At 66.4% G+C, this 22,248-nt stretch carries 26 protein-coding genes and 1 tRNA gene; 17 read left to right on the top strand and 10 right to left on the bottom strand.

Annotated features, from left to right (window positions below; genetic code table 11):
- Nucleotides 1-41 precede the first annotated feature (41 nt).
- The 3 genes from pheT to KS03_RS27160 all read left to right on the top strand — a co-directional run bounded on the left by pheT (nt 42) and on the right by KS03_RS27160 (nt 3,413).
- Nucleotides 42-2,471: a phenylalanine--tRNA ligase subunit beta gene (gene pheT, locus KS03_RS27170; RefSeq protein ID WP_015876136.1), complete on the top strand. Its 2,430-nt coding sequence runs from the start codon at nt 42-44 to the stop codon at nt 2,469-2,471.
- A gap of 74 nt (nt 2,472-2,545) precedes the next feature.
- Nucleotides 2,546-2,947 (top strand): integration host factor subunit alpha, encoded by a 402-nt coding sequence (locus KS03_RS27165; RefSeq protein WP_015876135.1) that lies wholly within the window; start codon nt 2,546-2,548, stop codon nt 2,945-2,947.
- Between the two features lie 58 nt (nt 2,948-3,005).
- Nucleotides 3,006-3,413 (top strand): MerR family transcriptional regulator, encoded by a 408-nt coding sequence (locus KS03_RS27160; protein ID WP_015876134.1) that lies wholly within the window; start codon nt 3,006-3,008, stop codon nt 3,411-3,413.
- 106 nt (nt 3,414-3,519) lie between these two features.
- On the opposite strand, the gene KS03_RS27155 is transcribed toward KS03_RS27160, so the two are convergent.
- A complete protein-coding gene (locus KS03_RS27155) occupies nt 3,520-5,685 on the bottom strand; it encodes a hypothetical protein (RefSeq protein WP_015876133.1) in 2,166 nt (721 codons plus the stop codon).
- 168 nt (nt 5,686-5,853) lie between these two features.
- On the opposite strand from KS03_RS27155, the gene KS03_RS31825 reads away from it, so the two are divergent.
- Nucleotides 5,854-6,108, top strand: coding sequence for a hypothetical protein (locus KS03_RS31825; RefSeq protein ID WP_127913941.1), 255 nt, complete (start codon nt 5,854-5,856; stop codon nt 6,106-6,108).
- A 53-nt stretch (nt 6,109-6,161) separates the two neighbouring features.
- A complete protein-coding gene (locus KS03_RS27150) occupies nt 6,162-6,332 on the top strand; it encodes a Flp family type IVb pilin (RefSeq protein ID WP_015876132.1) in 171 nt (56 codons plus the stop codon).
- A 58-nt stretch (nt 6,333-6,390) separates the two neighbouring features.
- Here the strand turns inward: KS03_RS27150 and KS03_RS27145 are convergent, their stop codons facing one another.
- Complete coding sequence (locus KS03_RS27145; RefSeq protein WP_015876131.1) at nt 6,391-7,833, bottom strand: aminotransferase-like domain-containing protein; 1,443 nt, start codon at nt 7,831-7,833, stop codon at nt 6,391-6,393.
- Nucleotides 7,834-8,278: 445 nt separating this feature from the next.
- On the opposite strand from KS03_RS27145, the gene KS03_RS27140 reads away from it, so the two are divergent.
- The 9 genes from KS03_RS27140 (at nt 8,279) to yfcF (ending at nt 16,806) form a co-directional block, all read left to right on the top strand.
- Nucleotides 8,279-9,643, top strand: a complete 1,365-nt coding sequence (locus KS03_RS27140) for a KamA family radical SAM protein (protein WP_015876130.1) — start codon at nt 8,279-8,281, stop codon at nt 9,641-9,643.
- A 4-nt stretch (nt 9,644-9,647) separates the two neighbouring features.
- Nucleotides 9,648-10,721, top strand: coding sequence for an Ldh family oxidoreductase (locus KS03_RS27135; RefSeq protein ID WP_015876129.1), 1,074 nt, complete (start codon nt 9,648-9,650; stop codon nt 10,719-10,721).
- The gene (locus KS03_RS27130) at nt 10,718-11,623 is read left to right on the top strand and encodes a branched-chain amino acid aminotransferase (RefSeq protein ID WP_015876128.1); all 906 of its coding nucleotides are present in this window, start codon (nt 10,718-10,720) and stop codon (nt 11,621-11,623) included. The genes KS03_RS27135 and KS03_RS27130 overlap by 4 nt, the downstream gene beginning before the upstream one ends.
- Nucleotides 11,616-12,380 (top strand): TauD/TfdA family dioxygenase, encoded by a 765-nt coding sequence (locus KS03_RS27125; protein ID WP_015876127.1) that lies wholly within the window; start codon nt 11,616-11,618, stop codon nt 12,378-12,380. Before KS03_RS27130 ends, KS03_RS27125 begins: the two co-directional genes overlap by 8 nt.
- 9 nt (nt 12,381-12,389) lie before the next feature.
- Nucleotides 12,390-13,325, top strand: a complete 936-nt coding sequence (locus tag KS03_RS27120) for a diiron oxygenase (RefSeq protein ID WP_015876126.1) — start codon at nt 12,390-12,392, stop codon at nt 13,323-13,325.
- Between the two features lie 56 nt (nt 13,326-13,381).
- The gene (locus KS03_RS27115; protein ID WP_015876125.1) at nt 13,382-14,227 is read left to right on the top strand and encodes an N-acyl homoserine lactonase family protein; all 846 of its coding nucleotides are present in this window, start codon (nt 13,382-13,384) and stop codon (nt 14,225-14,227) included.
- A gap of 1 nt (nt 14,228) precedes the next feature.
- Nucleotides 14,229-14,768 carry a cupin domain-containing protein gene (locus KS03_RS27110; protein ID WP_015876124.1) on the top strand — a complete coding sequence of 180 codons (540 nt, stop codon included), beginning with the start codon at nt 14,229-14,231 and terminating at the stop codon, nt 14,766-14,768.
- The gene (locus tag KS03_RS27105; protein WP_015876123.1) at nt 14,765-16,021 is read left to right on the top strand and encodes an MFS transporter; all 1,257 of its coding nucleotides are present in this window, start codon (nt 14,765-14,767) and stop codon (nt 16,019-16,021) included. Before KS03_RS27110 ends, KS03_RS27105 begins: the two co-directional genes overlap by 4 nt.
- Before the next feature lie 149 nt (nt 16,022-16,170).
- Nucleotides 16,171-16,806, top strand: a complete 636-nt coding sequence (gene yfcF, locus KS03_RS27100; RefSeq protein ID WP_015876122.1) for a glutathione transferase — start codon at nt 16,171-16,173, stop codon at nt 16,804-16,806.
- 21 nt (nt 16,807-16,827) lie between these two features.
- On the opposite strand, the gene KS03_RS27095 is transcribed toward yfcF, so the two are convergent.
- The gene (locus KS03_RS27095) at nt 16,828-17,208 is read right to left on the bottom strand and encodes a hypothetical protein (RefSeq protein WP_015876121.1); all 381 of its coding nucleotides are present in this window, start codon (nt 17,206-17,208) and stop codon (nt 16,828-16,830) included.
- The gene (locus tag KS03_RS31820; protein WP_124836406.1) at nt 17,205-17,447 is read right to left on the bottom strand and encodes a hypothetical protein; all 243 of its coding nucleotides are present in this window, start codon (nt 17,445-17,447) and stop codon (nt 17,205-17,207) included. Before KS03_RS31820 ends, KS03_RS27095 begins: the two co-directional genes overlap by 4 nt.
- A 63-nt stretch (nt 17,448-17,510) precedes the next feature.
- On the opposite strand from KS03_RS31820, the gene KS03_RS27090 reads away from it, so the two are divergent.
- Nucleotides 17,511-17,587: transfer RNA gene (locus KS03_RS27090), tRNA-Pro, on the top strand.
- A 105-nt stretch (nt 17,588-17,692) separates the two neighbouring features.
- On the opposite strand, the gene KS03_RS27085 is transcribed toward KS03_RS27090, so the two are convergent.
- From KS03_RS27085 to KS03_RS27075, 3 genes are read right to left on the bottom strand one after another with little or no spacing between them, the layout of a single operon-like run.
- Nucleotides 17,693-18,829: a tyrosine-type recombinase/integrase gene (locus KS03_RS27085; protein ID WP_015876072.1), complete on the bottom strand. Its 1,137-nt coding sequence runs from the start codon at nt 18,827-18,829 to the stop codon at nt 17,693-17,695.
- Nucleotides 18,826-19,074: a DUF4224 domain-containing protein gene (locus tag KS03_RS27080; protein ID WP_015876071.1), complete on the bottom strand. Its 249-nt coding sequence runs from the start codon at nt 19,072-19,074 to the stop codon at nt 18,826-18,828. The genes KS03_RS27085 and KS03_RS27080 overlap by 4 nt, the downstream gene beginning before the upstream one ends.
- Nucleotides 19,071-19,709: a hypothetical protein gene (locus KS03_RS27075; protein ID WP_015876070.1), complete on the bottom strand. Its 639-nt coding sequence runs from the start codon at nt 19,707-19,709 to the stop codon at nt 19,071-19,073. Before KS03_RS27075 ends, KS03_RS27080 begins: the two co-directional genes overlap by 4 nt.
- Here KS03_RS27075 and KS03_RS27070 point away from each other — a divergent pair.
- Nucleotides 19,708-20,283 (top strand): hypothetical protein, encoded by a 576-nt coding sequence (locus KS03_RS27070; protein ID WP_015876069.1) that lies wholly within the window; start codon nt 19,708-19,710, stop codon nt 20,281-20,283. The genes KS03_RS27075 and KS03_RS27070 overlap by 2 nt on opposite strands.
- Here the strand turns inward: KS03_RS27070 and KS03_RS27065 are convergent.
- The gene (locus KS03_RS27065; protein ID WP_015876068.1) at nt 20,280-21,224 is read right to left on the bottom strand and encodes a phage Gp37/Gp68 family protein; all 945 of its coding nucleotides are present in this window, start codon (nt 21,222-21,224) and stop codon (nt 20,280-20,282) included. The genes KS03_RS27070 and KS03_RS27065 overlap by 4 nt on opposite strands.
- 35 nt (nt 21,225-21,259) lie before the next feature.
- On the opposite strand from KS03_RS27065, the gene KS03_RS27060 reads away from it, so the two are divergent.
- Entirely contained in the window at nt 21,260-21,487 is a 228-nt protein-coding gene (locus tag KS03_RS27060) for a hypothetical protein (RefSeq protein WP_045678921.1), read from the top strand.
- 97 nt (nt 21,488-21,584) lie between these two features.
- Here KS03_RS27060 and KS03_RS27055 read toward each other — a convergent pair whose 3' ends face one another.
- Nucleotides 21,585-21,977, bottom strand: coding sequence for a hypothetical protein (locus KS03_RS27055; RefSeq protein ID WP_017432407.1), 393 nt, complete (start codon nt 21,975-21,977; stop codon nt 21,585-21,587).
- Nucleotides 21,978-21,986: 9 nt separating this feature from the next.
- Nucleotides 21,987-22,244 carry a hypothetical protein gene (locus KS03_RS27050; protein WP_042967310.1) on the bottom strand — a complete coding sequence of 86 codons (258 nt, stop codon included), beginning with the start codon at nt 22,242-22,244 and terminating at the stop codon, nt 21,987-21,989.
- Between the last annotated feature and the right edge of the window lie 4 nt (nt 22,245-22,248).

Below are 22,248 nucleotides of genomic sequence, written 5' to 3'. Positions count from 1 at the left end.
GCGCCGGGTATCGATCTAACCTGTTTCGAACGTAGACACTCATGCAATTCCCTGAATCCTGGTTGAGAACCTTTGTCGATCCGCAGCTGACGACTGACGAGCTGTCGCATGCGCTGACGATGGCCGGGCTCGAAGTCGAGTCGCTGCGTCCGGCCGCGCCGCCGACCTCGCGCATCGTCGTCGGCCGCGTGCTCGAAGTGGTGAAGCATCCGGACGCGGACAAGCTGAACGTCTGCCAGGTCGATGCCGGCACGGGCGCGACGCTGAACATCGTCTGCGGGGCGCCGAACGTTGCGCCGGGCATCAAGGTGCCGGTCGCGCTGGTCGGCGCGGAACTGCCGCCCGCCGAGGAGGGCGGCGAGCCGTTCCGGATTCGGCTGTCGAAGCTGCGCGGCGTCGAGAGCCAGGGCATGCTCTGCTCGGCGCGCGAGCTGAAGCTGTCCGACGATCACAGCGGCCTGATGATCCTGCCCGAGGACACGCCGATCGGCCGCGACATCCGCGAGGTGCTGAACCTCGACGACACGATCTTCGAAATCAAGCTGACGCCGAACAAGGCCGACTGCCTGTCGGTATACGGCATCGCGCGCGAAACCGCCGCGATCACGGGCGCGCCGCTGAAGGCCGTCGCGTTCGCGCCGGTGGCCACCGAGCTGGACGAAACGCTGCCGGTGCGCATTTCCGCGCCGGATCTGTGCGGCCGCTTCTCGGGCCGCGTAATCCGCGGCGTGAACGCACGCGCGAAGACGCCGCAATGGATGGTCGAGCGCCTCGAGCGCTCGGGGCAGCGCAGCGTGTCGGCGCTGGTCGACATCTCGAACTATGTGATGTTCGAACTCGGCCGCCCGTCGCACGTGTTCGACCTCGACAAGATCCACGGCGCGATCGACGTGCGCTGGGGCCGGCGCGGCGAGACGCTGAAGCTGCTGAACGGCAACACGGTCGAACTCGACGAGACGGTCGGCGTGATTGCCGATGAAGGGCAGGTGGAGAGCCTTGCGGGCATCATGGGCGGCGACAGCACGGCCGTCACGCTCGACACCACCAACATCTATCTCGAAGCGGCGTTCTGGTGGCCGGACAGCATCCGCGGCCGCTCGCGCAAGTACAACTTCTCGACCGACGCGGGCCACCGCTTCGAGCGCGGCGTCGATTATTCGACGACGGTCGAGCATCTCGAGCGCATCACGCAGCTGATCCTCGAGATCTGCGGCGGCCAGGCCGGGCCGGTCGACGACCAGGCGGTGAACCTGCCGACGCGCGCGCCGGTCGCGATGCGCGTGGCGCGCGCGAACCGCATCATCGGCGTAGCGATCGGCGCCGACGAGATCGCCGCCATCTTCACGCGGCTCGGCCTGAGCTTCGAGCGCGACGGCGACACCTTCCTGGTCACGCCGCCGCCGCACCGCTTCGACATCGAGATCGAGGAAGACCTGATCGAGGAAGTCGCGCGCATCCACGGCTTCGAGAAGATCCCGGCGCGCCCGCCGGTGGCGACCAGCGAAATGCGCGCGACCAACGAGACGCAGCGCTCGATCCATACCATCCGCCATGCGCTCGCCGCGCGCGATTACGCCGAGACGGTCAACTTCAGCTTCGTCGACGCCGACTGGGAACGCGACTTCGCCGGCAATACCCGCCCGGTGCGTCTGCTCAACCCGATCGCGAGCCAGCTGTCGGTGATGCGCACCACGCTGTTCGGCAGCCTCGTCAACGTGCTGCGTCACAACCTGAACCGCCGCGCGGACCGCGTGCGCGCGTTCGAGACCGGCCGCGTGTTCCTGGCCGATCCCACCGTCGCGGCGGGCGAGCTGACGGTCGAGGGTTACGCGCAGCCGAAGCGGGTCGGCGCGCTCGCATATGGCCCGCTGCTCGAGGAGCAGTGGGGTGCGCCCACGCGCCAGGTCGATTTCTTCGACGTGAAGGGCGACCTGGAAGCGCTGCTCGCGCCGGCGGTGGCTCGTTTCGTGAAGGCCGAGCACCCGGCGCTGCATCCGGGCCGCAGCGCCCGCATCGAACTCGACGGCCGCGCGGTCGGCTGGATCGGCGAACTGCACCCGCGCCTGATGCAGCAGTACGAGCTGCCGCACGCGCCGGTGATGTTCGAGATCGATGCCGACGCGCTGATCGCACGCGCGCTGCCGGTGCCGACCGACGTGTCGAAATTCCCGCCGGTGCGTCGTGATATCGCGGTGGTCGTCGATCAGGGCGTCGAGGCGCAGACGCTGTTCGACGCCATGCAGGGCGCGCTGGCCGACGAGGCATGCAAGTTCGTCCAGAAGATTGTACTCTTTGACGAATTTCGTGCAAAATCAAATACTTCCGGCGGCCTTGCGATGCACGAGAAAAGCCTGGCGTTCCGCGTCGTCCTGCAGGATGACGCCGGCACGCTGCAGGACGAAGTGGTCGAGCGCGCGATCCGGGCCCTCGTTGACAGCCTGCGTGGACACGGTGCGCGGTTGCGCGGCTGACACCACGCGAAGCTGGCCGGAACGCATCGGGTTCCGGCCTGTTTGTCCAGGGATAATGCGCAAGTTTTGCAGATATGAACGACATGAACTCGAGTGAATTCGAAGCCCTCCTGACGGCGCAGCGCAGTGCCCTGAACCGCGACGCCGCGCCGGCGCCGTCCGGCGAGACGCCGACGCTGACCAAGGCGGAGCTGGCCGAGCTGTTGTTCGACAGCGTTGGGCTCAACAAGCGCGAAGCGAAGGACATGGTCGAGGCGTTCTTCGAAGTGATTCGCGATGCGCTCGAAAACGGCGAGAGCGTGAAGCTGTCCGGTTTCGGCAATTTCCAGTTGCGCGACAAGCCGCAGCGTCCGGGGCGCAATCCGAAGACGGGCGAGGCGATTCCGATCGCCGCGCGCCGCGTCGTCACGTTCCATGCGAGTCAGAAGCTCAAGGCGCTCGTCGAGAACGGCTCGGACACGCCGATCACCCGCTGACGGATACGCTTTTTTCCGCCGCGCGGCCGCAGCGCCCCTTAACGACGGTTGACTGACGATGACATCGACGGTTGAGAAAGTCGTGTTGCCCCCGATTCCCGCGAAGCGCTACTTCACGATCGGTGAGGTCAGCGAGTTGTGCGGCGTGAAGCCGCATGTGTTGCGGTATTGGGAGCAGGAGTTCACGCAGCTGCGCCCGGTGAAGCGCCGCGGCAACCGGCGCTACTACCAGCATCATGAAGTGCTGTTGATCCGGCGGATTCGCGAGCTGCTCTACGAGCAGGGCTTCACGATCAACGGCGCGCGCAACCGGCTCGATTCGCACGGCACGGATCGGGCCGCGCCCGCCGAGACGCAGGACGAACTGTTCCCGGCCGCGGCGGCGGACGCCGCCGCCGGCGTCGACGTCGAACAGCTGCGGCGTGCGCTGCTCGAGGTGATCGACGGCCTCGCCCGCAAGCCATGAAGCGATGCACCACGTGCGGCTGCGCGGTCGGCGCGGCACGCGCATCATCCGCTCGGCCCGCCACGAACACTGCGTCTGGCGGGCCGAGCGCTTTTTCGCGCCTCACTCACGGTGCGGCGAGCGGATCGGCCCTGCCGAGATCGACGAGCAGCGTACCGTCGGCTGCCATTCGCACCGAGCCCTTCGAGACCTGCTCGCGGTAGCCATAGAGGTCGAAGCGCAGCGGCCCCGCCTGCGCGGTGTTCTCGATCAAGGCGCGCAGGTTGGTTTCGAGCACGTTGAACATCTTCATGTCGCCGCCTTCCATCCAGATGTAGCTCGTCGCGGCCCCGGCGGCAGGCTTCGGCAGCACATTGCTCGCGCGGTGGAACGTGAGCCGCAGCCCGCCTGGCTCGACGTGCACCTCGGCGAGCTGTCCGTTCAGCACGGGCGGCGGGAACACCGTGTATTGATCGAGCACCAGCGAGTCGCCCTTCAGTTCCGCGCCGCGCCGGCGCAGCGGCGTGAGCGAGGCGAGCTCGATGCCGAGCGCGCGCAGCAGCTTTGCCTGCGGCACGCCGAGCACCGACACCTGCGACGGCGTATAGGCGATATGGCGGCCGTCGAGTACGCGCAGGCTGCCCGTCATCGAGGTCGGCAGCCAGACGCCCGGCGGCACGTGATTCCAGAGCCGGATGCCGCCCGTCACGCGCAGCTGCGTGCCGTCCGGCGCGAGCTTCAGATCGTTGAGCGAGCGCGGCGTGTAGTCGAGCAGATAGTCGTTGAACAGCGCGTTCATGGCCGGCCACGGTTCGAGCACCGAGCCGCCGAGGATACGGATGTCGTACTGGTTCGGATCGTCGAGATCGACCGGCTCGCCGGGCCGGCGCGGCACCATCTCGGCGTCGAGCTGGTCGACGTGGAAACCGATCGCGCCGGTGATGAAGAAGTCGACGTTGCGCAGCTGGATCGTGGTGGCTCGATTCGAGACTCGGCGTTCGTCGGCGGGAGCGGAGGCCGCGGCAAGCGAGGCGGAAGGGGCGCCGCCGCCGGCGGACGCATCCGCGAACCAGCGCCGGCGCGCCTCGCGTAGCGCCGCCTGCTGCGCCTCGATGAAGCTGTCGTTGAGGCGCGCGCCGGCCGGGCCGAGCGCATCGGCAGGCGGCTTGGGTCCCGCATAGGAAGGCATCCGGATCGTCATCGCACCGCTCGGCGAGAAATTGAAATAGCCGGCCGAGACCTGCTCGCGGTAGTGATAGAGGTCGAACACGAACGGTGCACCGTCCGGCGCCGCGCGCGCCGGGCCGATCAGGATGTCGGCATTCATCGGCATCGAGCGCATGAACTTCACGTCGCCGCCGCGGATCAGCATCGCCTGGCGCGGCGCGCCTTCGGGCATCGCGAAACCGGCCTGCGTGCCGTCGTCGAACGCGAGATCGAGGCCGGCCGGCGTGATCCGCAGCGCGACCACGGTCAGCTTCAGCCGCGGCGGCGGCATCAGCTTGTCGACCTGCATCACCAGATCGTCGCCGACGAGTTTTGCCACGGGCGTGTCGATCTTCAGCAGGTCCGACAGCCTGACGTTCGCGGCGCGCATCACGGGATTCGCGTCGAGGCCCTGGACCCGGATCGCGGTCGGATGAAACACCAGCTCGCTGCCGTCGCGCACCGACAGCTTGCCCGTCAGCGCGAAGGGCACCCAGCCGCCGCGCTGCATCTCGCCCTTCAGATGAATCTCGCCGTCGCCCGCCGACACCTGCAGCTTGCGCAGCGGTGCGTTGCGATAGCCGAACAGGTAGCGGTCGAATACGGCCGTGAGCTTGGCGTCGTCGAGCGTGACGATGCCGCGATGCACGTCGATGCCGAAGCTCGAGGGGTCGTCGAACACCACCGGCGCTCCGGCGTGGGCAGGCACGAGCGTGGCGGACAGCTGGTGCACGTAGAAGCCGAGATCGCCGACGATGCGGAAGTCGACGTCGCGCAGCAGCGCGATCGAGCCGGCCTGGCCGGAGTCGCGCAGCGTGACCGGGCGCGGCTGCGCGAGCCGGATCGACGCGAGCGACGGGACCGCGCGCGCGGCCTGCTGCTCCTGCCGCAACAGTGCGGCCTTGTCGCGTTCGAGCTTCGGCGCAGCGACGCCGGCAGCCGCGCCGGCATGGGCTGCCGGGTCCGCGCAGCCGGCGCCGCCCAGCGACGCGGCCAGTGCGAGCCAGGCCGGTATCCGCGACAGCCCATGCCATGGGCGCACACGTGCGAGGCGCGTGCCGGCGGCACGCGACACGGTTTTCCACATATTGGTCGTCTCCCTGTCGTTCGGGCCCTGGCGCGGCTGGGGCTGGCTCGCCGGCCCGAGGTGTCGTGTCGTTCGACTTGTCCGACTATCGTTTTCAAGTCTGGCATAGGCCGCGTAGAGAAGCGGCACCAAACAGCGGCGGGCTCTGTTGCAAGGCGGCGCAATCCGATGGCCGAACGGCGCGCGGGCGAGGCGCCGCGGCGATTCAAACGCGCCGATTCAAACGGACGTATGAGCCAGACCGCGCGCACGCTCGGGAGGTTGGCAGGGCTGGTCTGTCTCTTTTTTTTCCGAAAAATGCGCCGCTTTCACGCTTTTTCCGGCTTTCATCGGATGAGTGCCGGATGGAGCGCTCAGCATTCCGTTGTATCCATGCCAAGCGAGCAAAATATCGGCGCGTGGGAAATTTCCCGGTATTTCTAACAGGTATGATGGCCACATAAATCAAGCAGGCTGCCGACTACGGGGATGGAGAAATGAAGGATTTGCTGGGGCGTTTCCTTGAGGAAGAAGCAGGGACGACCGCGATCGAATACGGCTTGATCGCGGGTGTGATCGCAGGTGCGGCAGGGTACATGGCCACCAATTTGAGTGACGACGTCACTCAGGCATTCAGTTTTGCCGCGAGTTTCTTTCGTCAGTTTTGACGCAGCGGATACGGCGCACGCAGGACCTGATCGATGGCGGCCCGCGCCGGCGCCGGCCTCAGATCTCGGTGCTCAGTTGCGCGAGCGTCTTCAGGGCCGTGTCGATTTTCGCGTCGAACGGCATGCCCGCGCTGAGCCGCAGGCAGTTGCTGAACTTGTTCGTGTTCGAGAAGATCGAACCCGGGCAGATGCGGATCCCCTTGTCGAGCGCCTTGTCGAACAGCCGGTCGGTGTTCAGTTCGTCGGGCAGCGTGACCCACAGCAGCAGGCCGGCGCCCGGCTGCGTCACGGCGGTGCCGGCCGGGAAATAGCGCAGCACCGCATCGACGACCTGCGCGCGCTGATCCTTGAGCAGCCGGTTCATGCGCCGCATATGCCGGTTGAAGGTGCCGCCGGACGTGAAGTCGGCCACCACCAGCTGGGACATTTCCTCGCGATGGCGCGATACCGCGTACATCAGCATCTTGATCCGGTTCTGCCACTTCCCCCCGATCAGCCAGCCCACCCGCAAGCCGGGCGATAGCGACTTGTTGAACGAATTGCAGTAGATGACGTTGCCGCTCTGGTCCCAGGCCTTGATCGGCCGCGTGCTGGCCGGGCTGGGCAGGAACGCGCCGTAGGTGTCGTCCTCGATGATGGCCACGTGGTGCTTCTCGCAGAGCGCCACCATCCGTTGCTTGGCCGCGTCGGACATCACGCTGCCGAGCGGATTCTGCACCGACGGCATGCAGACCACGGCGTGGATGCTGCCCATGTGGTTGATGGCGAACTCGAGCGCGCTGACCGAGATGCCGGTCTGCGGGTCGGTGGGGATCTCGATGGCCCGCAGCCCGAGTGACTCGATGATCTGCAAGATGCCGAAATAGCAGGGCGACTCGATCGCGACGATGTCGCCCGGCCCGGTGACGGCGCGCAGCGCGAGCGACAGCGCCTCGCTGCAGCCGTGCGTGACGAGCACCGTGTCCGCATCGATGTGCAGGCCGCGCGTGAGCGAGGTCCGGGCGATCGACTCGCGCAGCTTGCGCACGCCGTCGGTCTCGGGGCCGGCATCGTAAAGGCTCGGCCGTGCGCGCAGGATGCGCAGCATGGTATCGCGCAGCGCCGCGCCAGGATAGAGGGCGGGGGCGCACACGGCCCCCGCCAGATCGATCTTCGGCTGTCGCTGCTGGCCGCGCGCCAGCGTGACCGAAATGCGCTCGTGAACGCCCACGTAATCGGCCGGATCGATGCGCTCGGCGGGCGTTTCCATGCGGCTTTCCTGCTGGGCCGGAACCGCCGTCTTGATCGGCTTGCGCGAGCGGACGAAATAGCCGGCTCGCGGCTTCGCTTCCACATAACCCTGCATCTCGAGCACACGACACGCCTCCACCGCCGTGGAAATCGACACGTGATGCAGCGCCATCAATTCCCTCAAGGACGGCAGTCGCTCCCCTTCCGCGAGAAACCCGTTTTCGATGGCCTTCGCATAGTGCTCCGCGAGCAGACGATATTTCGTGTGCATTTTTCTTGTACTAAAGACCGGTATAGATCCGGAAAATTATACCAGTACAGGGGTGCAAAATCGGCAACTAAGCCGATGAATTTTTCATATTTTTGTGCGTGTTCAGTGGTGAACAAATACACGAAGATGTCGATCGTTCGAAACCGAGGGAAATAAATCCGATTTTTCGATGCAAATCGATTGCGGATTCGCACGGCAATTTATCGAGGACATTTCTTTTGCCTTTCATTGCAGTGGGCCGGCATTGATCGGCGCCGCCCCGATGCAGGTGCCGTGAGGCGCTTTGTCTGCCGTGCGTGCGCTTGACGAGTATCAAGTGTTGTCCGGAACTGGCCACCCGGCGGACATTGCCCGGCCGCGATCGGCGGATTGGCGAATTGAGGCGTCGAGCGGCCCGAGTGTTTCAGAACATCAGGAAATCAGGCGATCTTCACTAGGAGAGCATGTGGACGCTGAAAAATTTAAAGCCTATAACGCCAAATCGATTGCGAATTCGCCTTATTGGTCGCGAATTCCCAATGAGATTAAAGAGGCGCTCGGAACGATTTCCCGAGTGCTGCCATTCCGGATCAACGAATATGTATTGCGCGAGCTGATCGACTGGGAGCGGGTGCCCGACGATCCGGTGTTCCGGCTGACGTTTCCGCACCCCGGGATGTTGCCGGCCGACGATTATCGGCGCTTGCGCGAATTGCTCGCGCAGGGCGCGGACCCGGCCGCCGGCGCGCGTTATATCGACGCGCTGCGGCATCGCATGAATCCGCATCCGGCCGGGCAGATGACGCACAACGTGCCGATGCTCGACGGCCGCCCGCTGCCGGGGCTGCAGCACAAGTACGCGGAAACCGTGCTGTTCTTTCCGGCGGCGGGGCAGACCTGCCACGCGTACTGCTCGTTCTGTTTCCGCTGGCCGCAGTTCATCGGCGCCGAAGACATGAAGTTCAACGCGCGCGAATCGGACGAACTGAGCCGCTATCTGCGGCTGCATCCGGAGGTCACCGACGTGCTGATCACGGGCGGCGATCCGATGGTGATGAACGCCGAATCGCTGGCCGGCTACATCGAGCCGCTGCTGGCCATTCCGCATCTGCAGAACATCCGCATCGGCACCAAGTCGGTGGCCTACTGGCCGCAGCGGTTCGTGACCGACAAGGATGCCGACGCCGTGCTGCGGCTGTTCGAGCGCGTCGTCGCGCATGGCAAGAACCTGTCGGTCATGGCGCATTACAACCACCCGGCGGAACTGCGTCCGGAGATCGCCCGGCGTGCCGTGAAGCGGATCATCGGTACCGGTGCGACGGTCCGGATGCAGTCGCCGATCGTGCGCCACATCAACGATTCGGCCGAGACCTGGCAGGAGCTGTGGACCACCGGCGTGCGGCTCGGAGCGATTCCGTACTACATGTTCGTGGAACGCGATACCGGGCCGCAGCGCTATTTCGAGCTGCCGCTCGTCGACGCGTACCACATCTTCAGGAATGCCTATCAGCGCGTGTCCGGGTTGTCGCGCACGGTGCGCGGACCGTCGATGAGTACGCTGTACGGCAAGGTGCTGGTGGACGGCGTCGTCACGCTGGGGGGCGAGAAGGTGTTCGCGCTGCAGTTCCTGCAGGCGCGCGATCCCGACTGGGTACGCCGGCCGTTCTTCGCGAAGTTCGATCCGCAGGCCGTCTGGTTCGACCAGTTGCGCCCGGCGTTCGGCGAGGCCGCGTTCTTCTTTCAGACCGGCGCCGCCGAGCCGCGCGTGCGCGAGCCGATCTACCTCGCGCCCGCCGGCGCGGCCGAATCCTCCCTCACGCTTGCGAGCTGACGACATGAAACATCTGATCCAGGCGGAACGACTCCGCCAACTCTGCGAGACGGCCGCGCTGCGGCGCGGCCTGAGCGCGACCCACGCTGCCTGGTTCGCGCACGGCCTGGTCCGCACCTCGCTGATGGGCATCGACACGCATGGCGTGCGGCTGCTGCCGCTCTATCTGCGTGAGCTCGACGAAGGGCGCAGCAATCCCGAGCCGGCGCTGCGCACCGTGCGGCGCTTTCAGGGCACTGCGCTCGTCGACGCCGACGCGGCGCCGGGCGTGGTGGCCGGTAGCCACGCGGCGCGCCTCGCGAGCGAACTGGCGCGCGAGTGCGGGGTGGGCGTGGTGGCGGTGGCGAATTCGAATCATTTCGGAGCCGCGTCGGTGTACGGCGAATGGATCGCCGCGCAAGGGCTGATCGGCATCGTGACGACCAGCGCCGCGGCACGCATGGCGCCGTTCAACGCGACCCGCGCGATGTTCGGCACCAATCCGATCTGCTTCGCCGCGCCGGCCCGCGACGGCGACCTGTACCTGCTCGACATGGCCACCAGCCAGATCTCTTACTCGCAGGTCAAGCACTTCCGCCGCAACGGCATGGCGCTGCCGTCGGGCTGGGCGCTCGGCGCCGACGGCCAGCCGGTGACCGATCCGGCGCAAGTGGTCTCGCTCGCGACGCTCGGCGGCTACAAGGGGCAGGGGCTCGCGATGATGGTGCAGATCCTCAGCTGCCTGCTCACCGCGATGCCGCTCGATCACGCGCTGACGCATCTCGACGCCGAGCCCTACGACCGCGGCCGCGAGATCGGCCACTGCCTGATCGCGATCGACCCGGCCCGGTTCGGTTCGCTCGACGCCTTCACGGCCGGCGTGTCCTCGCTGATGCAGGCGATCCGCGAGACGCCCGCCGCCGAAGGCGAGCGCGTGCAGGTCGCGGGCGACCCGCAGAAGGCCGCGATCGCGCGCCGCACCGCGCAGGGCATCCCGCTCGACGACGACGAGTGGCGCGGCCTGCAGGCCGAAGCCGAGCGTCTCGGCCTCGGCCATCTCTTCTCGACCGACGACATGCCGCACAAGGAGACCGCATGACATCCCCCCACACCCTGCCGTTCGATCAGCGCGACGGCCAGATCTGGTTCGACGGCGAATTCGTCGAGTGGAAGCACGCCAAGATTCACGTGCTCACGCATGGCCTGCACTACGCGAGCTGTGTCTATGAAGGCGAGCGCGTCTACGCGGGGCAAGTGTTCCGCCTGCGCGAGCATACCGAGCGGCTCTACCGCTCCGCGCGCACGCTCGACTTCGCGCTGCCATACACGCCCGAGCAGATCGAGGCGGCCACCGCCGAGCTGATCGAGCGCAACGGCATCGTCGAGGGCTACGTGCGCCCGGTGGCATGGCGCGGCTCGGAGCAGATCTCGACTTCGGCGCGCGCGAGCCGCATCCACGTCGCGATCGCCTGCTGGAGCTGGCCGAGCTACTTCGATCCCGCGGCGAAACAGCGTGGCATCACGCTCGAGACCGCCGTCTGGCGGCGCCCGCCGCCCTCGGCGAGCCCGTTCGCGGCGAAGGCGTCGAGTCATTACATGATCGCCACGCTCTGCAAGCACCACGCCGAGGAACACGGCTTCCACGACGCGCTGATGCTCGACTGGCGCGGCCACGTCGCCGAGGCGACCAGCGCGAACGTGTTCTTCGTGCGCGACGGCGTGCTGCACACGCCGGTGCCCGACTGTTTCCTCGACGGCATCACGCGGCAGACCGTGATCGGGCTCGCGCGCGAGCGCGGCCTGAGGGTGATCGAGCGCACCGTCCTGCCGGAAGAACTCGGCAGCTTCAGCGAGTGCTTCCTGACCGGCACGGCGGCCGAGGTCTGCCCGGTCGGCCGCATCGACGCGCACGCATTCACGCCGTCGGCCATCACGTTCGACCTGATGGCCGCCTATTCGGCGCTGGTCCGTCAACCCGCAGGAGTCGCGATCCATGCCTGACACGCTCGACATCGACCTCAACGACGCCGCCCTGCTGCTCGACACCGCGCGCGCGGAGCTGGACCGCCAGGGCTGGACCGTGCTGCCGCCGCAGGCGTTCGGCGCCGGCGTGCGCGAGACGCTCGCGCGCTTCGGCACGATCGTGCCGCAATACAACGGCCAGGACACCTGGGAGGTGAGGGTCAAGCCCGGCTTCGAGAAGGTGCCGTATTCGCAGAGCCGCAACGGCATCGGTCCGCATACCGAGGTGCCGGTCGGCGCGCCGCCGCCGCGCTATCTGGCGCTGCACTGCCATCGCCAGGCGCGCTGCGGGCAGGGGCATACGCGGCTCGCGGACGGCCTCGCGTTCTGCCGCTCGCTGCCTCCGGAGCTGCAGCGCTTCGTGAGCGAGGTGCCCGTCACGTTCGCGGCCACGCTGGTGCCGGGCACCCGCTCGCGCCAGACGCTGACGGTGCCGATCATGAGCCGCGACGGCGAGCGGCCGGTGTTTCGCTTCAGCTACAACCAGTTCCTGTACGGCGACGTCAATCCGTCGGAGGACGCGCTCGAACGCGCGCCGAGCGGCGAGGGCGCCGACACGCCGCTCGCGCGTCTCGCGAAGCTGGCGCAGGCGTATTTCGAAGCGGACGCCGTGCCGGTGCTGATCCCGGACGGCCACCTGCTGATCTGGGACAACCACCGGCTGATCCACGCGCGCAGCACGTTCACCGACCCCGAGCGCCACCTGACGCGCTACTGGCTGCAAACCGCACACTGAGGAATCTCGATGACCATCACCAACACGAAGTTGCTCACGCAACTGAACCATGCCTGGCCGCGCCGCGCGACCGTCTGCGACATGGCGAAATTCCGTGTCGAGGGCGAGTTCGACCCGACGCGCGCCGACTATCCGGCCGCGCTGGTGCCGTTCTTCACGCACGACGCCATCCAGCGGCTCGACGATCCGCTGCGGCAGGCGATCCTGACCTGGGGCTGGATCGGCTACAACCGCCGCACGGTGGCTGCCGAGGACCTGGTCGTGAATCCTGCGCTGAACTATCTGGCCAGCGAGATCCTGGCCGGCGACGACTGGGTGTTCACCGAGTCGGTGCGGCAGACGCTGATCGACGAGCACTACCACACGCTGATGCACCTGAGCGCGATCCAGCGTACCCGCGCGCAGCGCGCCATCACGATCGACATGGAACTGCCGATGTCGGTCACCTACCGCGAGCTCGAGGCACTGAAGGCGACGCTCGCCGAGCCGTGGCAACGCCAGCTCGCCGCCGTGGTGTTCGCGACGGTGGCCGAGATCAGCGTCAACGCGTTCCTCGACATCCTCGCCGACGACGAGACGATCCAGCCGCAGAACCGCAGCGTCGCGCAGCTCCACAACCGCGACGAGTATGCGCACAGCAAGACGCTCGGCGAGATCAGCAAGGTGGTGTTCCACCGCCTGAACGCGAAGCAGAAGGCGTTCTTCATCGAGACGCTGCCGGTCGCGCTGCGTGCCTTCGTGGCGCAGGATTTCTCGATGTGGGAGGCGATCCTGCGCCAGCTCGGCGTGCCGAACGGCGCGCAGATCGTGCGCGAGTGCCGCCAGCCCGGCAGCGGCAACACGCTGACCCGCGACTACAGCGGGCTGCACCGGCTCGCCGACGAGCTCGGCATCCTCGGGCAACTCGATTTCGAGTTCGCCGGCACCACGCGGATCGCCCATTGAGCGCCGCCCGCCAGCCCCCGAGGTCCATCATGCAACCAGCTTCAGGGATTTCTCAGATGCCTGCCCCGACGCCGCCGCTCTACGAGGTCTACGCGCTTCGCATCGGCAGTAACGCGCAACGCACCGCGCGCGAAAACTTCTTCTTCGACGCGTGCTGCGGGCCGCCCGACGCCTCGATGCCGCTCGACTACTTCTTCTGGGTGGTGCGCGACGCCAACCGGACCGTGATCGTCGACACGGCGTTCCCGATCTCCACCGGCGTGCGCCGCGAGCGTCAGATGATGCGCTCGGTCGGCGAGGCGCTGGCCGGCCTCGACATCGATCCGTCCAGCGTGACCGACGTGATCATCACGCATCTGCACTGGGACCATGCCGGCAATCTGGACCTGTTCCCCAACGCGCGCGTCCACCTGCAGGGCGCCGAGCTGCGCTTCTGCACCGGCACCGAGATGCGCCACCCGGCGCTGCGCAAGATCTACGATCGCGAGGACGTGCTGCAGGCCGTGGGCATCCTCTACGACGGCCGGCTCGTCGTGCATGAAGGCAACACCGAGTTCGCCCCCGGCATCGAGATGTGCCTGGTGGGCGGGCATACGCCCGGCAGCCAGGTGGTGCGCGTCGCGACGCGGCGCGGCCATGTCGTGCTGGCGGCCGACGCCGCCCACCTGTGGGCCAACGTGCGCGGCCGGCTCGCGTTCCCGATCCTGCACGACCTGGCGAAGGTACTCGACGCGTTCGAGACCATCGACGCGCTCGCCGACGGTCCCGACCACGTGATTCCCGGCCACGATCCGCTCGTCGCGAGCGTGTTCCCGCACTTTCGCGGCGATCCGCACACCTTTTGCCTGCACGAGGACCCGTTGCCGGGCAAGGCCGTGCGGGCAACACGCAAGGAGGGCTGAGATGGCCGATATCGTGACCCGAGGGCAACTGTTCGATTATCAGCGGTATCGCGCGCATTTCACCGAGGTCGAGCCGGGTGCGGTGGCATGGTCGTGGGCTGCGATCGCGGCGCGGCTCGCCGGCTGCGCGCACGGCGAGCGCGGCACCTTCACGCTGAGTGCGGACGGCGCGGCCGCCGGCTGCGAGATTCTGCCCGGCATGGCCGTCAACGTGCAGGTGGTGCAGGCCGGCGCGTCCACGCGGCCGCATGCGCATGCATGGTGGCATCTGTTCGTGGTGCAGTCGGGCAGCGGCACGGCCTATCTCGGCGCCACCGGCGAGGCGGTGGAACTTGCCACGCGCGACTTGCTGCTGGTGCCCGCTTGGTGCGAGCATGCGTTCCAGAGTGATAAAGCGGCGGCGCTCATTTTGTTCAGCATGAGCAACCTGCCGCAACAGACGCGGCTCGGCAACCTGATGGCCCAGGAGCCGACCGATTCCGACGACGTACCGGCGGTCTCGCCTGCCGGAGCAGCTACCTCGACAGGGTCTCATCCATGAGCGCAACGAATCTTCCTTCCGGCAACCTGGCGCAAGGCCGCGGCGACCGATACCGATGGATCGTGCTGGGCGTCGCGGCGCTGGCCCAGACCACGGCCTCGATCACCGCGCAGGGCATCTACACGCTGATCCCGTCGCTGCAGACGGCGTTCCATCTGTCCGAGGGGGCCGGGGCGCTGTCGGTATCGGCGCTCAACGGCGGGCAGGTCGTGACCATGCTGATGCTGGGCTGGCTGATCGACCGCTTCGGCGAACGCTACGTGGTCGCGTTCACGATGGTGACGATGGGGCTTTCGGCGCTGGCCGGGGCGGTGGTGTCGCCGAGCTATCTCGTGCTGCTGCTGTTCTTCGTGCTGGTGGGCACCTCGTATGCCTCGGTGCAGCCGGGCGGCACGCGCGCCATCGTGCGCTGGTTCCCGCCCAACGAGCGTGGCATGGCCACCGGCGTGCGGCAGGCGGGGCTGCCGCTCGGCACCGCGCTCGCCGCGATGGTGCTGCCGCTCATGGCCGCCACCTACAGCTGGCGTGCCGCGCTGATGCTGCAGGGGGCGATCGGCATCGCGGGAGGAATATTGTTCGGACTGCTGCATCGTGACGAGCGCAACATTCCCGGCGCGCCGCCCGCCGCGCCGCCGAACCTGCTCAAGGCCGTGAAGCTGGTGGCCGGCTATTCCGCCCTATGGCCCGTCATGCTGGCCGGGGCCGCGATGGTCACGTTCCAGTACACGTTCGCCACCCATGCGATTCCGTTCATCGCTGCGCGCTTCCATTACTCGGTGGTGGCCGCCGCGCTGCTGTTCTCGATCTCGCAGTGGCTCGGCATCGCCGGGCGGGTCGGCCTTGCCTGGATCAGCGACCGCTTCTGGCCCAACCGCCGGGTGCGCTCGCTCGGCGCCAGCATGGCGATCTGCATCGCCGCGACGATCGCGTTGCTGCTGTTGCCGGTGGGCACCTCGAACGCCGTACTGACCGCGATCTTCTGCGTGCTCGGGCTGTTCGGCGTGGGCTGGTATCCGCTCTATCTGCTGCAGATCGCAGAAATGGCGCCGAAGACCGTGGTCGCCTCCACCATCAGCTTCTCGATGACGCTGAACATGGTCGCGATCAGCGTGGTGCCGCCCCTCTTCGGCGTGGTGGTCGATCAGGCCAGCTATGGCGTGGCCTGGAGCGCACTGTCGCTGTTGCTGCTGGCCGGGATCGTCGTGCTGTGGCGCGGCGCCTCGAAGGCCGAACTGGCGCGCGTAAACGGCTGAACCCATGCGGCATGGCCGGTGCGCGTCGGCTCCGGCCCGCGCCCGCGCCAGGTGCCGCCGGAACACGCGTCAATCGATTCCAAGACGCTTCAATCATTCATTCAGAACGTCGGCCGGCCCGTGCCGGCCGACACAGATCAGGAAACACCATGAGCCAGAAACCGATCACGCTGTATGTCGGCGCCGACTATGTCAGCGCCTTCGCGATGTCCGCCTTCGTCGTGCTGAAGGAAAAAGGTCTCGACTTCGAGATTCGCACCGTCGATCTGAAGAGCAAGCAGCAACACGGCTCGGCCTATCGAGAGGTGTCGCTGACGCGCCGCGTGCCGACCCTGCAGCACGACCGCTTCACGCTGTCGGAATCGTCGGCGATCGCCGAGTATCTCGACGAGGTCTATCCGGCGCCGCACTACGCGGCCGTCCTGCCGGCCGACCGCGAGACGCGCGCGCTCGCTCGGCAGCTACAGGCGTGGATCCGCAGCGACTTCATGCCGCTCAAGAGCGAGCGGCAGGCCGACCGGATCTATTTTCCGGAGCCGGTGAAGCCGCTGGGCGAGGCGGCGCAGCTGGCGTGCGAGAAGCTGCTGTCGGCGGCCGATCGACTGATCGACGACGAGCGCTACGGCGTGTTCGGCGACTGGTGCATCGCCGACACCGATTTCGCGCTGATGCTGAACCGGCTGGTGGCGTGCGGCGACCCGGTGCCGCCGAAGGTGCTGCGCTACGTCGAGCGGCAGTGGGCGAGGCCGAGCGTGCAGCAGTGGGTGAAGCAGAAGCGCGACTGAGGCGGGGCAGGGCGGCGCGGCTCAGTGCCCCTTGGGGGACACCGCGCCGGTGCGCGCCTGGTTAGCGTTGCGCGCGAACCAGGCGCGCACCCGAGCCATCAGGCCCGGCTTGACCGGCGCTTCGAGGTGCAGCGTGGTCATGCCGGAGCGGATGCCGGACAGCGCGACATGGCAGGGCTGTTCGATCTGGTGCGTGTCGCCTTCGTGCAGCATGAGCCGCATCGTGGGCACCGCCGTGCCCAGCCAGTCGAGCGTCGGGTCGGGGAACGCCAACTGCGCGGCGCCCTCGGCGACCACCAGCCGCGTGCCGCGAGGCAGCGCGACGATCAGCGACTGGCGATGGTGAAGCCGGACTTCCGAGGTGGCCGACTCCTGCCGTGTGCCGGATGCATGCGTTTTCATGTTGACTCCTGGGTGACGGGCTCGATGACCCGTGCGACGCAGGTTATCGTTTGCGTCGCGGTGAAAACAGCAGCACAAAGCACCGATTTTTTCCCATACAGCGCGGCGGGGCGATGCAGACAGGGCGACAGGCCCGAGCCGGCCGTCCCATGGCGGAGGTTGTCGAGCGGCGCGTCGGCACGACGCATCGCGGCTTGGGCCGGAATTCGCATCGGCAGCAAGGCTTGCGGAAAAGCCATGCAAAAAATTGCGTCGGGACGGTTTTACCCGAACAAACTGTCTGATATACTCTCGATCTTTCTCGGGGCGTAGCGCAGCCTGGTAGCGTACCTGCATGGGGTGCAGGTGGTCGGAGGTTCAAATCCTCTCGCCCCGACCAGTATCAAACCCGCGTCAGTTAAGGCTGACGCGGGTTTTTCGTTTGTGCCTATTTTTTGTGCATATTGGAGACCATATTGGAGGTTCTCCAATATCGCCGCCCAGGTTATGCCGATTTCGGCATCGGAAGGTGCAGGACGACCTTGGAGCGGGGTACCTCCCGCGCCTTCAGGTAGGTCTCGGTCGTCGCAGTATCCGTGTGCGCCCCGGCCACCCTCAGATCCTCGATTGCATACCCGGCGCGCTTCGCGTCCGTCAGCGCCTTCGCGCGAATATCCTTGATCGTGTAGGGTTTACCCGCGATGCTCGGGTCGAGCTTGGCGACGCGATCGATCGCCCCGTCCCACGCGTCGCGGCACGACTGATCCGTCTTCGGTTTGCCTTTCCTGTCCCGGATAACGTAGGTCTGCCCGAAAGCCGGGTCCAGCAGCTTCGCGCGCGCCAGCACCGCCTCGATATCGGGCGTCAGGGGCCAGTCCACGGCCTCGCCGCTCGAATCCTCCGTCTTCGTCGGCACGAAGTGGATAACGCCGGCATCCCTGTCGATCTGGTCCCACCGCAGCAGCCGGATGTCCGTCGAGCGCTGGCAGGTCAGGTAGCAGAGGTCGATGAAGCACTGCATCATCGGCCCCGTCTGTACCTTACCGACCAAGGTCTTCTCCTTCGGCGTGCCGGCGTTCTTCGTGTAGGTGTAGGTCATCAGCGCATCGCGAATGGCGACGAAATCCCGGTCCGGGATGTAGACGTCGCGGGCCTTCGGCTTCTTGACGATGACCTCGCGGCAGGGGTTCACCTGCATCAGTTTCTTCCGGCGGATGATCCAGTTGAAGAACGTCGACAGCCACGCTTTCATCGCCCGCTGCATTGGCAGCCGGTCCGCCCAGTTCTTCATGAGGAAGTCCTCGACGGCTCCAGCGTCGACGCGCTCGACGTTCCACTCGCAGAGCGATTCGATTACCGCCTCGCCGCGACGCACCCACTCGTCGCGGAAGGATGGGGCGTAGCGCATCTTGTGCGTGTCCATGAATTCGCCGACCAGCCTGGGCAGGTTGCCGCCACCGGCGGCCGCCGTGAACTGGCGCTTCTCAGCGGCCAGGCGCTCGAGCATCAGCGCGTCGCCCTCGCTGACGCGGCATAGCCGGATCCACTTGTTGCTGTCCGGCCGGACCCAATAGAACGACCCGTCGCGAATGTAGACGCGGCTCGGGAGCCCATCTGGGCTCTTTCGGCGGCGGGGCGTCATGCTTTTCGCAGCACGTGGATCGGTGGGCGATCGGGCGACGCATCGATCCGCCGGTCGACAGCCCGAATCCCGAGCTTGGCCTCGGCGAGAGCGTCGAGGGTCTCCCACGTCAGCACGATGCTGCCGTCGGTCCGCTGCGGCACGTCGACGCCGTACTGCGCCTTGAACCACTTCGCTTGCGCGCTGTATCGTTTCTTGTGGGTGACCTTCACCAGGTCCTCAGGCGTCATCAGTCCCGTGCTCATCCTTCCATCCTCCGAAATTCCACCACCCACACCCACGGGTTCGCCTTCCAACCTAGGCCGCGCTCCGCGTTGAGGCCATCCCAGAGTTCGGCGTATGAGCCCACCGGATTGATGTCGCCGGTGCTCATTCCTTCCGCGATCGCATCGGCCTCGCTGATCTGCTGCACGCGTTCGATCCTGGTGCGGACCACCTCGAGCTGCGTGCGCGAGGCGGCGCGTGGCATGAAGATCGCCGGCCGGCGCCACCAGGTCGGCGTCGCGCCCGCACGCTGCGCGTTCGGCAAGTCGCCGCCGTAGCGGTACTGCCGGCCGGTGTCGAGCGTCATGTCGACGAAGTGCCATTGGTCCCGGCCTTTCTTCACGCTGAAGCGCGTCTCCCAGCGGCCGAATGCCACGAACGTCTCGCGGACCCAGAGCTGGTCGTCCGGTCCGCCGTAGGGGCAGCGAGCCAGCCATGCCGGATCGGGAGCACCACCGGGCGGTCCCCAGCTTCCGCGGTTCTTCGCGAACATCCAGGCGAGCCGGCGGTAGTCGTCATACGGTTGCGGGGTCATCGGGCGGCGCGTCTGCGACTTGCGACCCTGCGATATCGCCCGTACCATCGGCGCAGAAAACAATATCGGGAGTTCACGCATGGGTCGCTACTCCGGTCTGGCAATGTTCATAGGGGCGTTTGCAGCAGGGATACTCGTCACGGCAGTGTTGCGCTGGCCACCTGCGCAAAGTTCGGACTGGGCGGCATGGGTTCAGGCGGTGGGCTCGATCGGCGCCATCGTCGCGGCGACTAAGATCGCGTCCCAACAGGCGGATCGCGACAGGAAGCTGCGTCGTGATGAACTGCATGAGCGAGTCCAATGCGTGGCGGTCCTCGTGTCGCAGTGCAGAGACGTCGTGCTCACGTTGGATGAACAGATTCAGCGGCTTCCTGCCACCAATGGCTTGAAGTGGCCGCATCCCGACCAAGTAAATGCCGTGCGAGCCGCGATGAATATCGTGAGCCTGATTAGGCCAGAACAGGCGCCTACCCCTAATACCGTGGGCGCGTTGCTGAGGGTCCAGACAGCCATCGCGGGATGCGCGGGAATTGTCCCGATGCCCAGTGCGGAATTTCACGTTGGCTGGGGCGATAAGCTGAAAGAGCTGGCCAGGGAATTGGTTGGGGCCAGCGAAACTCTGGAAATCGAGGCGGCGGTGGTCGCAAATAGCTAAGCGCATTTCGTATCCTCGATCACGGGGAATTCGTCATGCGTGCGGCCGTCGAGCAGCCGGCCGGCAGCGCGCTTGCCGACGCTCCAAACCGATTCGTTGTCGTCCGTCTCCTGCCCGTCAAGGTAAGCTCGCTCGCCGCTTGGGATCGGGACGTCCTCAGGCCAGTTCGAACCTGGCGCCCATTGCCCCCACTGCTTGAAGAAGAACGCCACGTGCGCCTCGGCGCATTGGTCGCGCAGCGACCGGAACCAGTCGGGATGGGCGGGCCGCGCGCGGTGGCCGCTTTCGCCGCCAGCGATCACCCAGTCGATGCCAATCGGCGTTCCAGATGCGTGGGCCGACAGCGCGCCATAGTCGGCGTCGCAGGTGTCACAATGAAACGGCGGGAGCGCCTGGTTGAGATCGATCGGCCCGAGCATCGGCTCGATCGACAGGAAGCGCACGCGCGCTGGCACCGCGAGGAGCTTCGGGATATCGCGGTCAGCTTCCTCCTGGTTGACGATCGTCGCGCCGAGCCAGACGTTGTCCGGGATGGGCGATAGCGGGCTGCCGATGAGCATTTCGCGCGCGTTGCCGGTTCTCTTCGTCAGAAGGAGCCAGTCGAGATTCGGGGTGGCCTTGATCAGCGCGAAAAGGTCGCGACGCCAGGAGGACGGCACGCGGTTATCGAATACATCGGCAAGCGATGAGCAGAAGACGCGCTGCCGGCGCCCGTGAGCGGCCATGAACTCGTCGTGTCGCGCGTTCCACCGCACCGGCAGCCGCCAGTTCTCGGGGGTCGTGCGGGCGCGCAGTGCTGACGCTCCCCACTTCACCTTGTGCATTCTCTTGTCCATCATCGCCTCGGCGTAGCAGTTATCGCAGCCGGGTGAAATCTTCGTGCAACCGATCCACGGGTTGAATGTGTGGTCGCACCACTCGATTTTGCTGTTCTCGCTCATGTTAGGATGTCCCGAAATTTCTGGAGGAGCAGTTCATGTCCAATGTGAATCCATTGAAGTCGGTTTCGATTGAAGACCTTGAACAAGCGCTGGCGAAGGCGATAAGCGATTTGACAGGGCACAAATACCAGGCGGCGATAACGCAGTTGGCTATTCAGCCGACCTCGGCAGTTGAAACGCTTGTCGGGAAGTACGCGACTGACGCAGCGATTACGATCAACTTGGTGCCAGAGCAGAAGAAGCAGGACGAAGGCCTTTTTTAACGTCGGACCAGCATCCGGGTCGCGCGCCGGTGGCGTCGGCCACTTCGAATGGGAGCACCCATTCGGGTGAGCGGAAGCGCGTAGCGCGGCATTTACTTCAGCGGTCCGCACGGCTACCTCCTCCGAGGACAGAGTCGATCGCGGCGAGCCGCGCCTCCAGCGCCGTGGCCGCTTCGCCGTAGGCATCTGCGAGATAGCACGCCGGGGAGCCCATGAAGTCCTTGCGATAAGCGTTCCGGCAGCGTTTCTCGGCGGCGCGCAGGTCTTCAGCACGTGAGCGCAGGCTGTTGACTACGAACGGGCGCCGCGATTCGCACGTCATCCAGGCTGGTGTTGCCTCGTCGTGCGCCTCGGGACTTTCCGAGATAGCGGGCGCAGGCCGGGCGAGCAGGGCGGTCGCGCGCTCGTGCCAGTCGTTTCCCAAAGCCGAGATCGCGTACTCGCTGGCGTGTGCGATCAACTTGCGCGCCTCGATGAGTTGGTCGTTCATGAGGTCCTCCTAGTCGCAGAGCAGGATCAAGCGCTGGTTGTTCGAGCACACGTCGGTCCGGCCGTCGACGATGCCGAACCAGCGGAGAAAGGCGCGGTCGCCGTAGACGGCCTTCCACATCTTTCCCGGATAGACCCCGGCGGGGATGGTGGTGGAGTACTCGAGCAGCTCGTCGTAGGTCAAGCGCGACATAACGGCGTGCTCGTCGTCAACGAGGATTTCTTGGGGCGACGGATGCCGCCAGTGCCGCCCCAGCGGATCGGTCATCGGA

The sequence above is a fragment of the Burkholderia glumae LMG 2196 = ATCC 33617 genome, from assembly GCF_000960995.1.
GTDB classification, from domain to species: Bacteria; Pseudomonadota; Gammaproteobacteria; order Burkholderiales; family Burkholderiaceae; genus Burkholderia; species Burkholderia glumae.
Note: the sequence above shows the minus strand (reverse complement) of the source record. Positions and strands in the feature narration are given on the sequence as shown.

Coding starts and splice junctions, on each gene's coding strand:
- KS03_RS27055 (WP_017432407.1), bottom strand. CDS start 21,977: ATGAACGACCAACTCATCGAGGCGCGCAAGTTGATCGCACACGCCAGC.
- KS03_RS27070 (WP_015876069.1), top strand. CDS start 19,708: ATGGGTCGCTACTCCGGTCTGGCAATGTTCATAGGGGCGTTTGCAGCA.
- KS03_RS27085 (WP_015876072.1), bottom strand. CDS start 18,829: ATGACGCCCCGCCGCCGAAAGAGCCCAGATGGGCTCCCGAGCCGCGTC.
- KS03_RS27060 (WP_045678921.1), top strand. CDS start 21,260: ATGTCCAATGTGAATCCATTGAAGTCGGTTTCGATTGAAGACCTTGAA.
- KS03_RS27075 (WP_015876070.1), bottom strand. CDS start 19,709: ATGCGTGAACTCCCGATATTGTTTTCTGCGCCGATGGTACGGGCGATA.
- KS03_RS27130 (WP_015876128.1), top strand. CDS start 10,718: ATGACATCCCCCCACACCCTGCCGTTCGATCAGCGCGACGGCCAGATC.
- KS03_RS27135 (WP_015876129.1), top strand. CDS start 9,648: ATGAAACATCTGATCCAGGCGGAACGACTCCGCCAACTCTGCGAGACG.
- KS03_RS27120 (WP_015876126.1), top strand. CDS start 12,390: ATGACCATCACCAACACGAAGTTGCTCACGCAACTGAACCATGCCTGG.
- KS03_RS27125 (WP_015876127.1), top strand. CDS start 11,616: ATGCCTGACACGCTCGACATCGACCTCAACGACGCCGCCCTGCTGCTC.
- KS03_RS27165 (WP_015876135.1), top strand. CDS start 2,546: ATGAACGACATGAACTCGAGTGAATTCGAAGCCCTCCTGACGGCGCAG.
- KS03_RS27150 (WP_015876132.1), top strand. CDS start 6,162: ATGAAGGATTTGCTGGGGCGTTTCCTTGAGGAAGAAGCAGGGACGACC.
- KS03_RS27065 (WP_015876068.1), bottom strand. CDS start 21,224: ATGAGCGAGAACAGCAAAATCGAGTGGTGCGACCACACATTCAACCCG.
- KS03_RS27155 (WP_015876133.1), bottom strand. CDS start 5,685: ATGTGGAAAACCGTGTCGCGTGCCGCCGGCACGCGCCTCGCACGTGTG.
- KS03_RS27160 (WP_015876134.1), top strand. CDS start 3,006: ATGACATCGACGGTTGAGAAAGTCGTGTTGCCCCCGATTCCCGCGAAG.
- KS03_RS27115 (WP_015876125.1), top strand. CDS start 13,382: ATGCCTGCCCCGACGCCGCCGCTCTACGAGGTCTACGCGCTTCGCATC.
- KS03_RS27105 (WP_015876123.1), top strand. CDS start 14,765: ATGAGCGCAACGAATCTTCCTTCCGGCAACCTGGCGCAAGGCCGCGGC.
- KS03_RS27050 (WP_042967310.1), bottom strand. CDS start 22,244: ATGACCGATCCGCTGGGGCGGCACTGGCGGCATCCGTCGCCCCAAGAA.
- KS03_RS31820 (WP_124836406.1), bottom strand. CDS start 17,447: ATGGCTTTTCCGCAAGCCTTGCTGCCGATGCGAATTCCGGCCCAAGCC.
- KS03_RS27145 (WP_015876131.1), bottom strand. CDS start 7,833: ATGCACACGAAATATCGTCTGCTCGCGGAGCACTATGCGAAGGCCATC.
- KS03_RS27080 (WP_015876071.1), bottom strand. CDS start 19,074: ATGAGCACGGGACTGATGACGCCTGAGGACCTGGTGAAGGTCACCCAC.
- yfcF (WP_015876122.1), top strand. CDS start 16,171: ATGAGCCAGAAACCGATCACGCTGTATGTCGGCGCCGACTATGTCAGC.
- KS03_RS31825 (WP_127913941.1), top strand. CDS start 5,854: ATGGCCGAACGGCGCGCGGGCGAGGCGCCGCGGCGATTCAAACGCGCC.
- KS03_RS27095 (WP_015876121.1), bottom strand. CDS start 17,208: ATGAAAACGCATGCATCCGGCACACGGCAGGAGTCGGCCACCTCGGAA.
- pheT (WP_015876136.1), top strand. CDS start 42: ATGCAATTCCCTGAATCCTGGTTGAGAACCTTTGTCGATCCGCAGCTG.
- KS03_RS27110 (WP_015876124.1), top strand. CDS start 14,229: ATGGCCGATATCGTGACCCGAGGGCAACTGTTCGATTATCAGCGGTAT.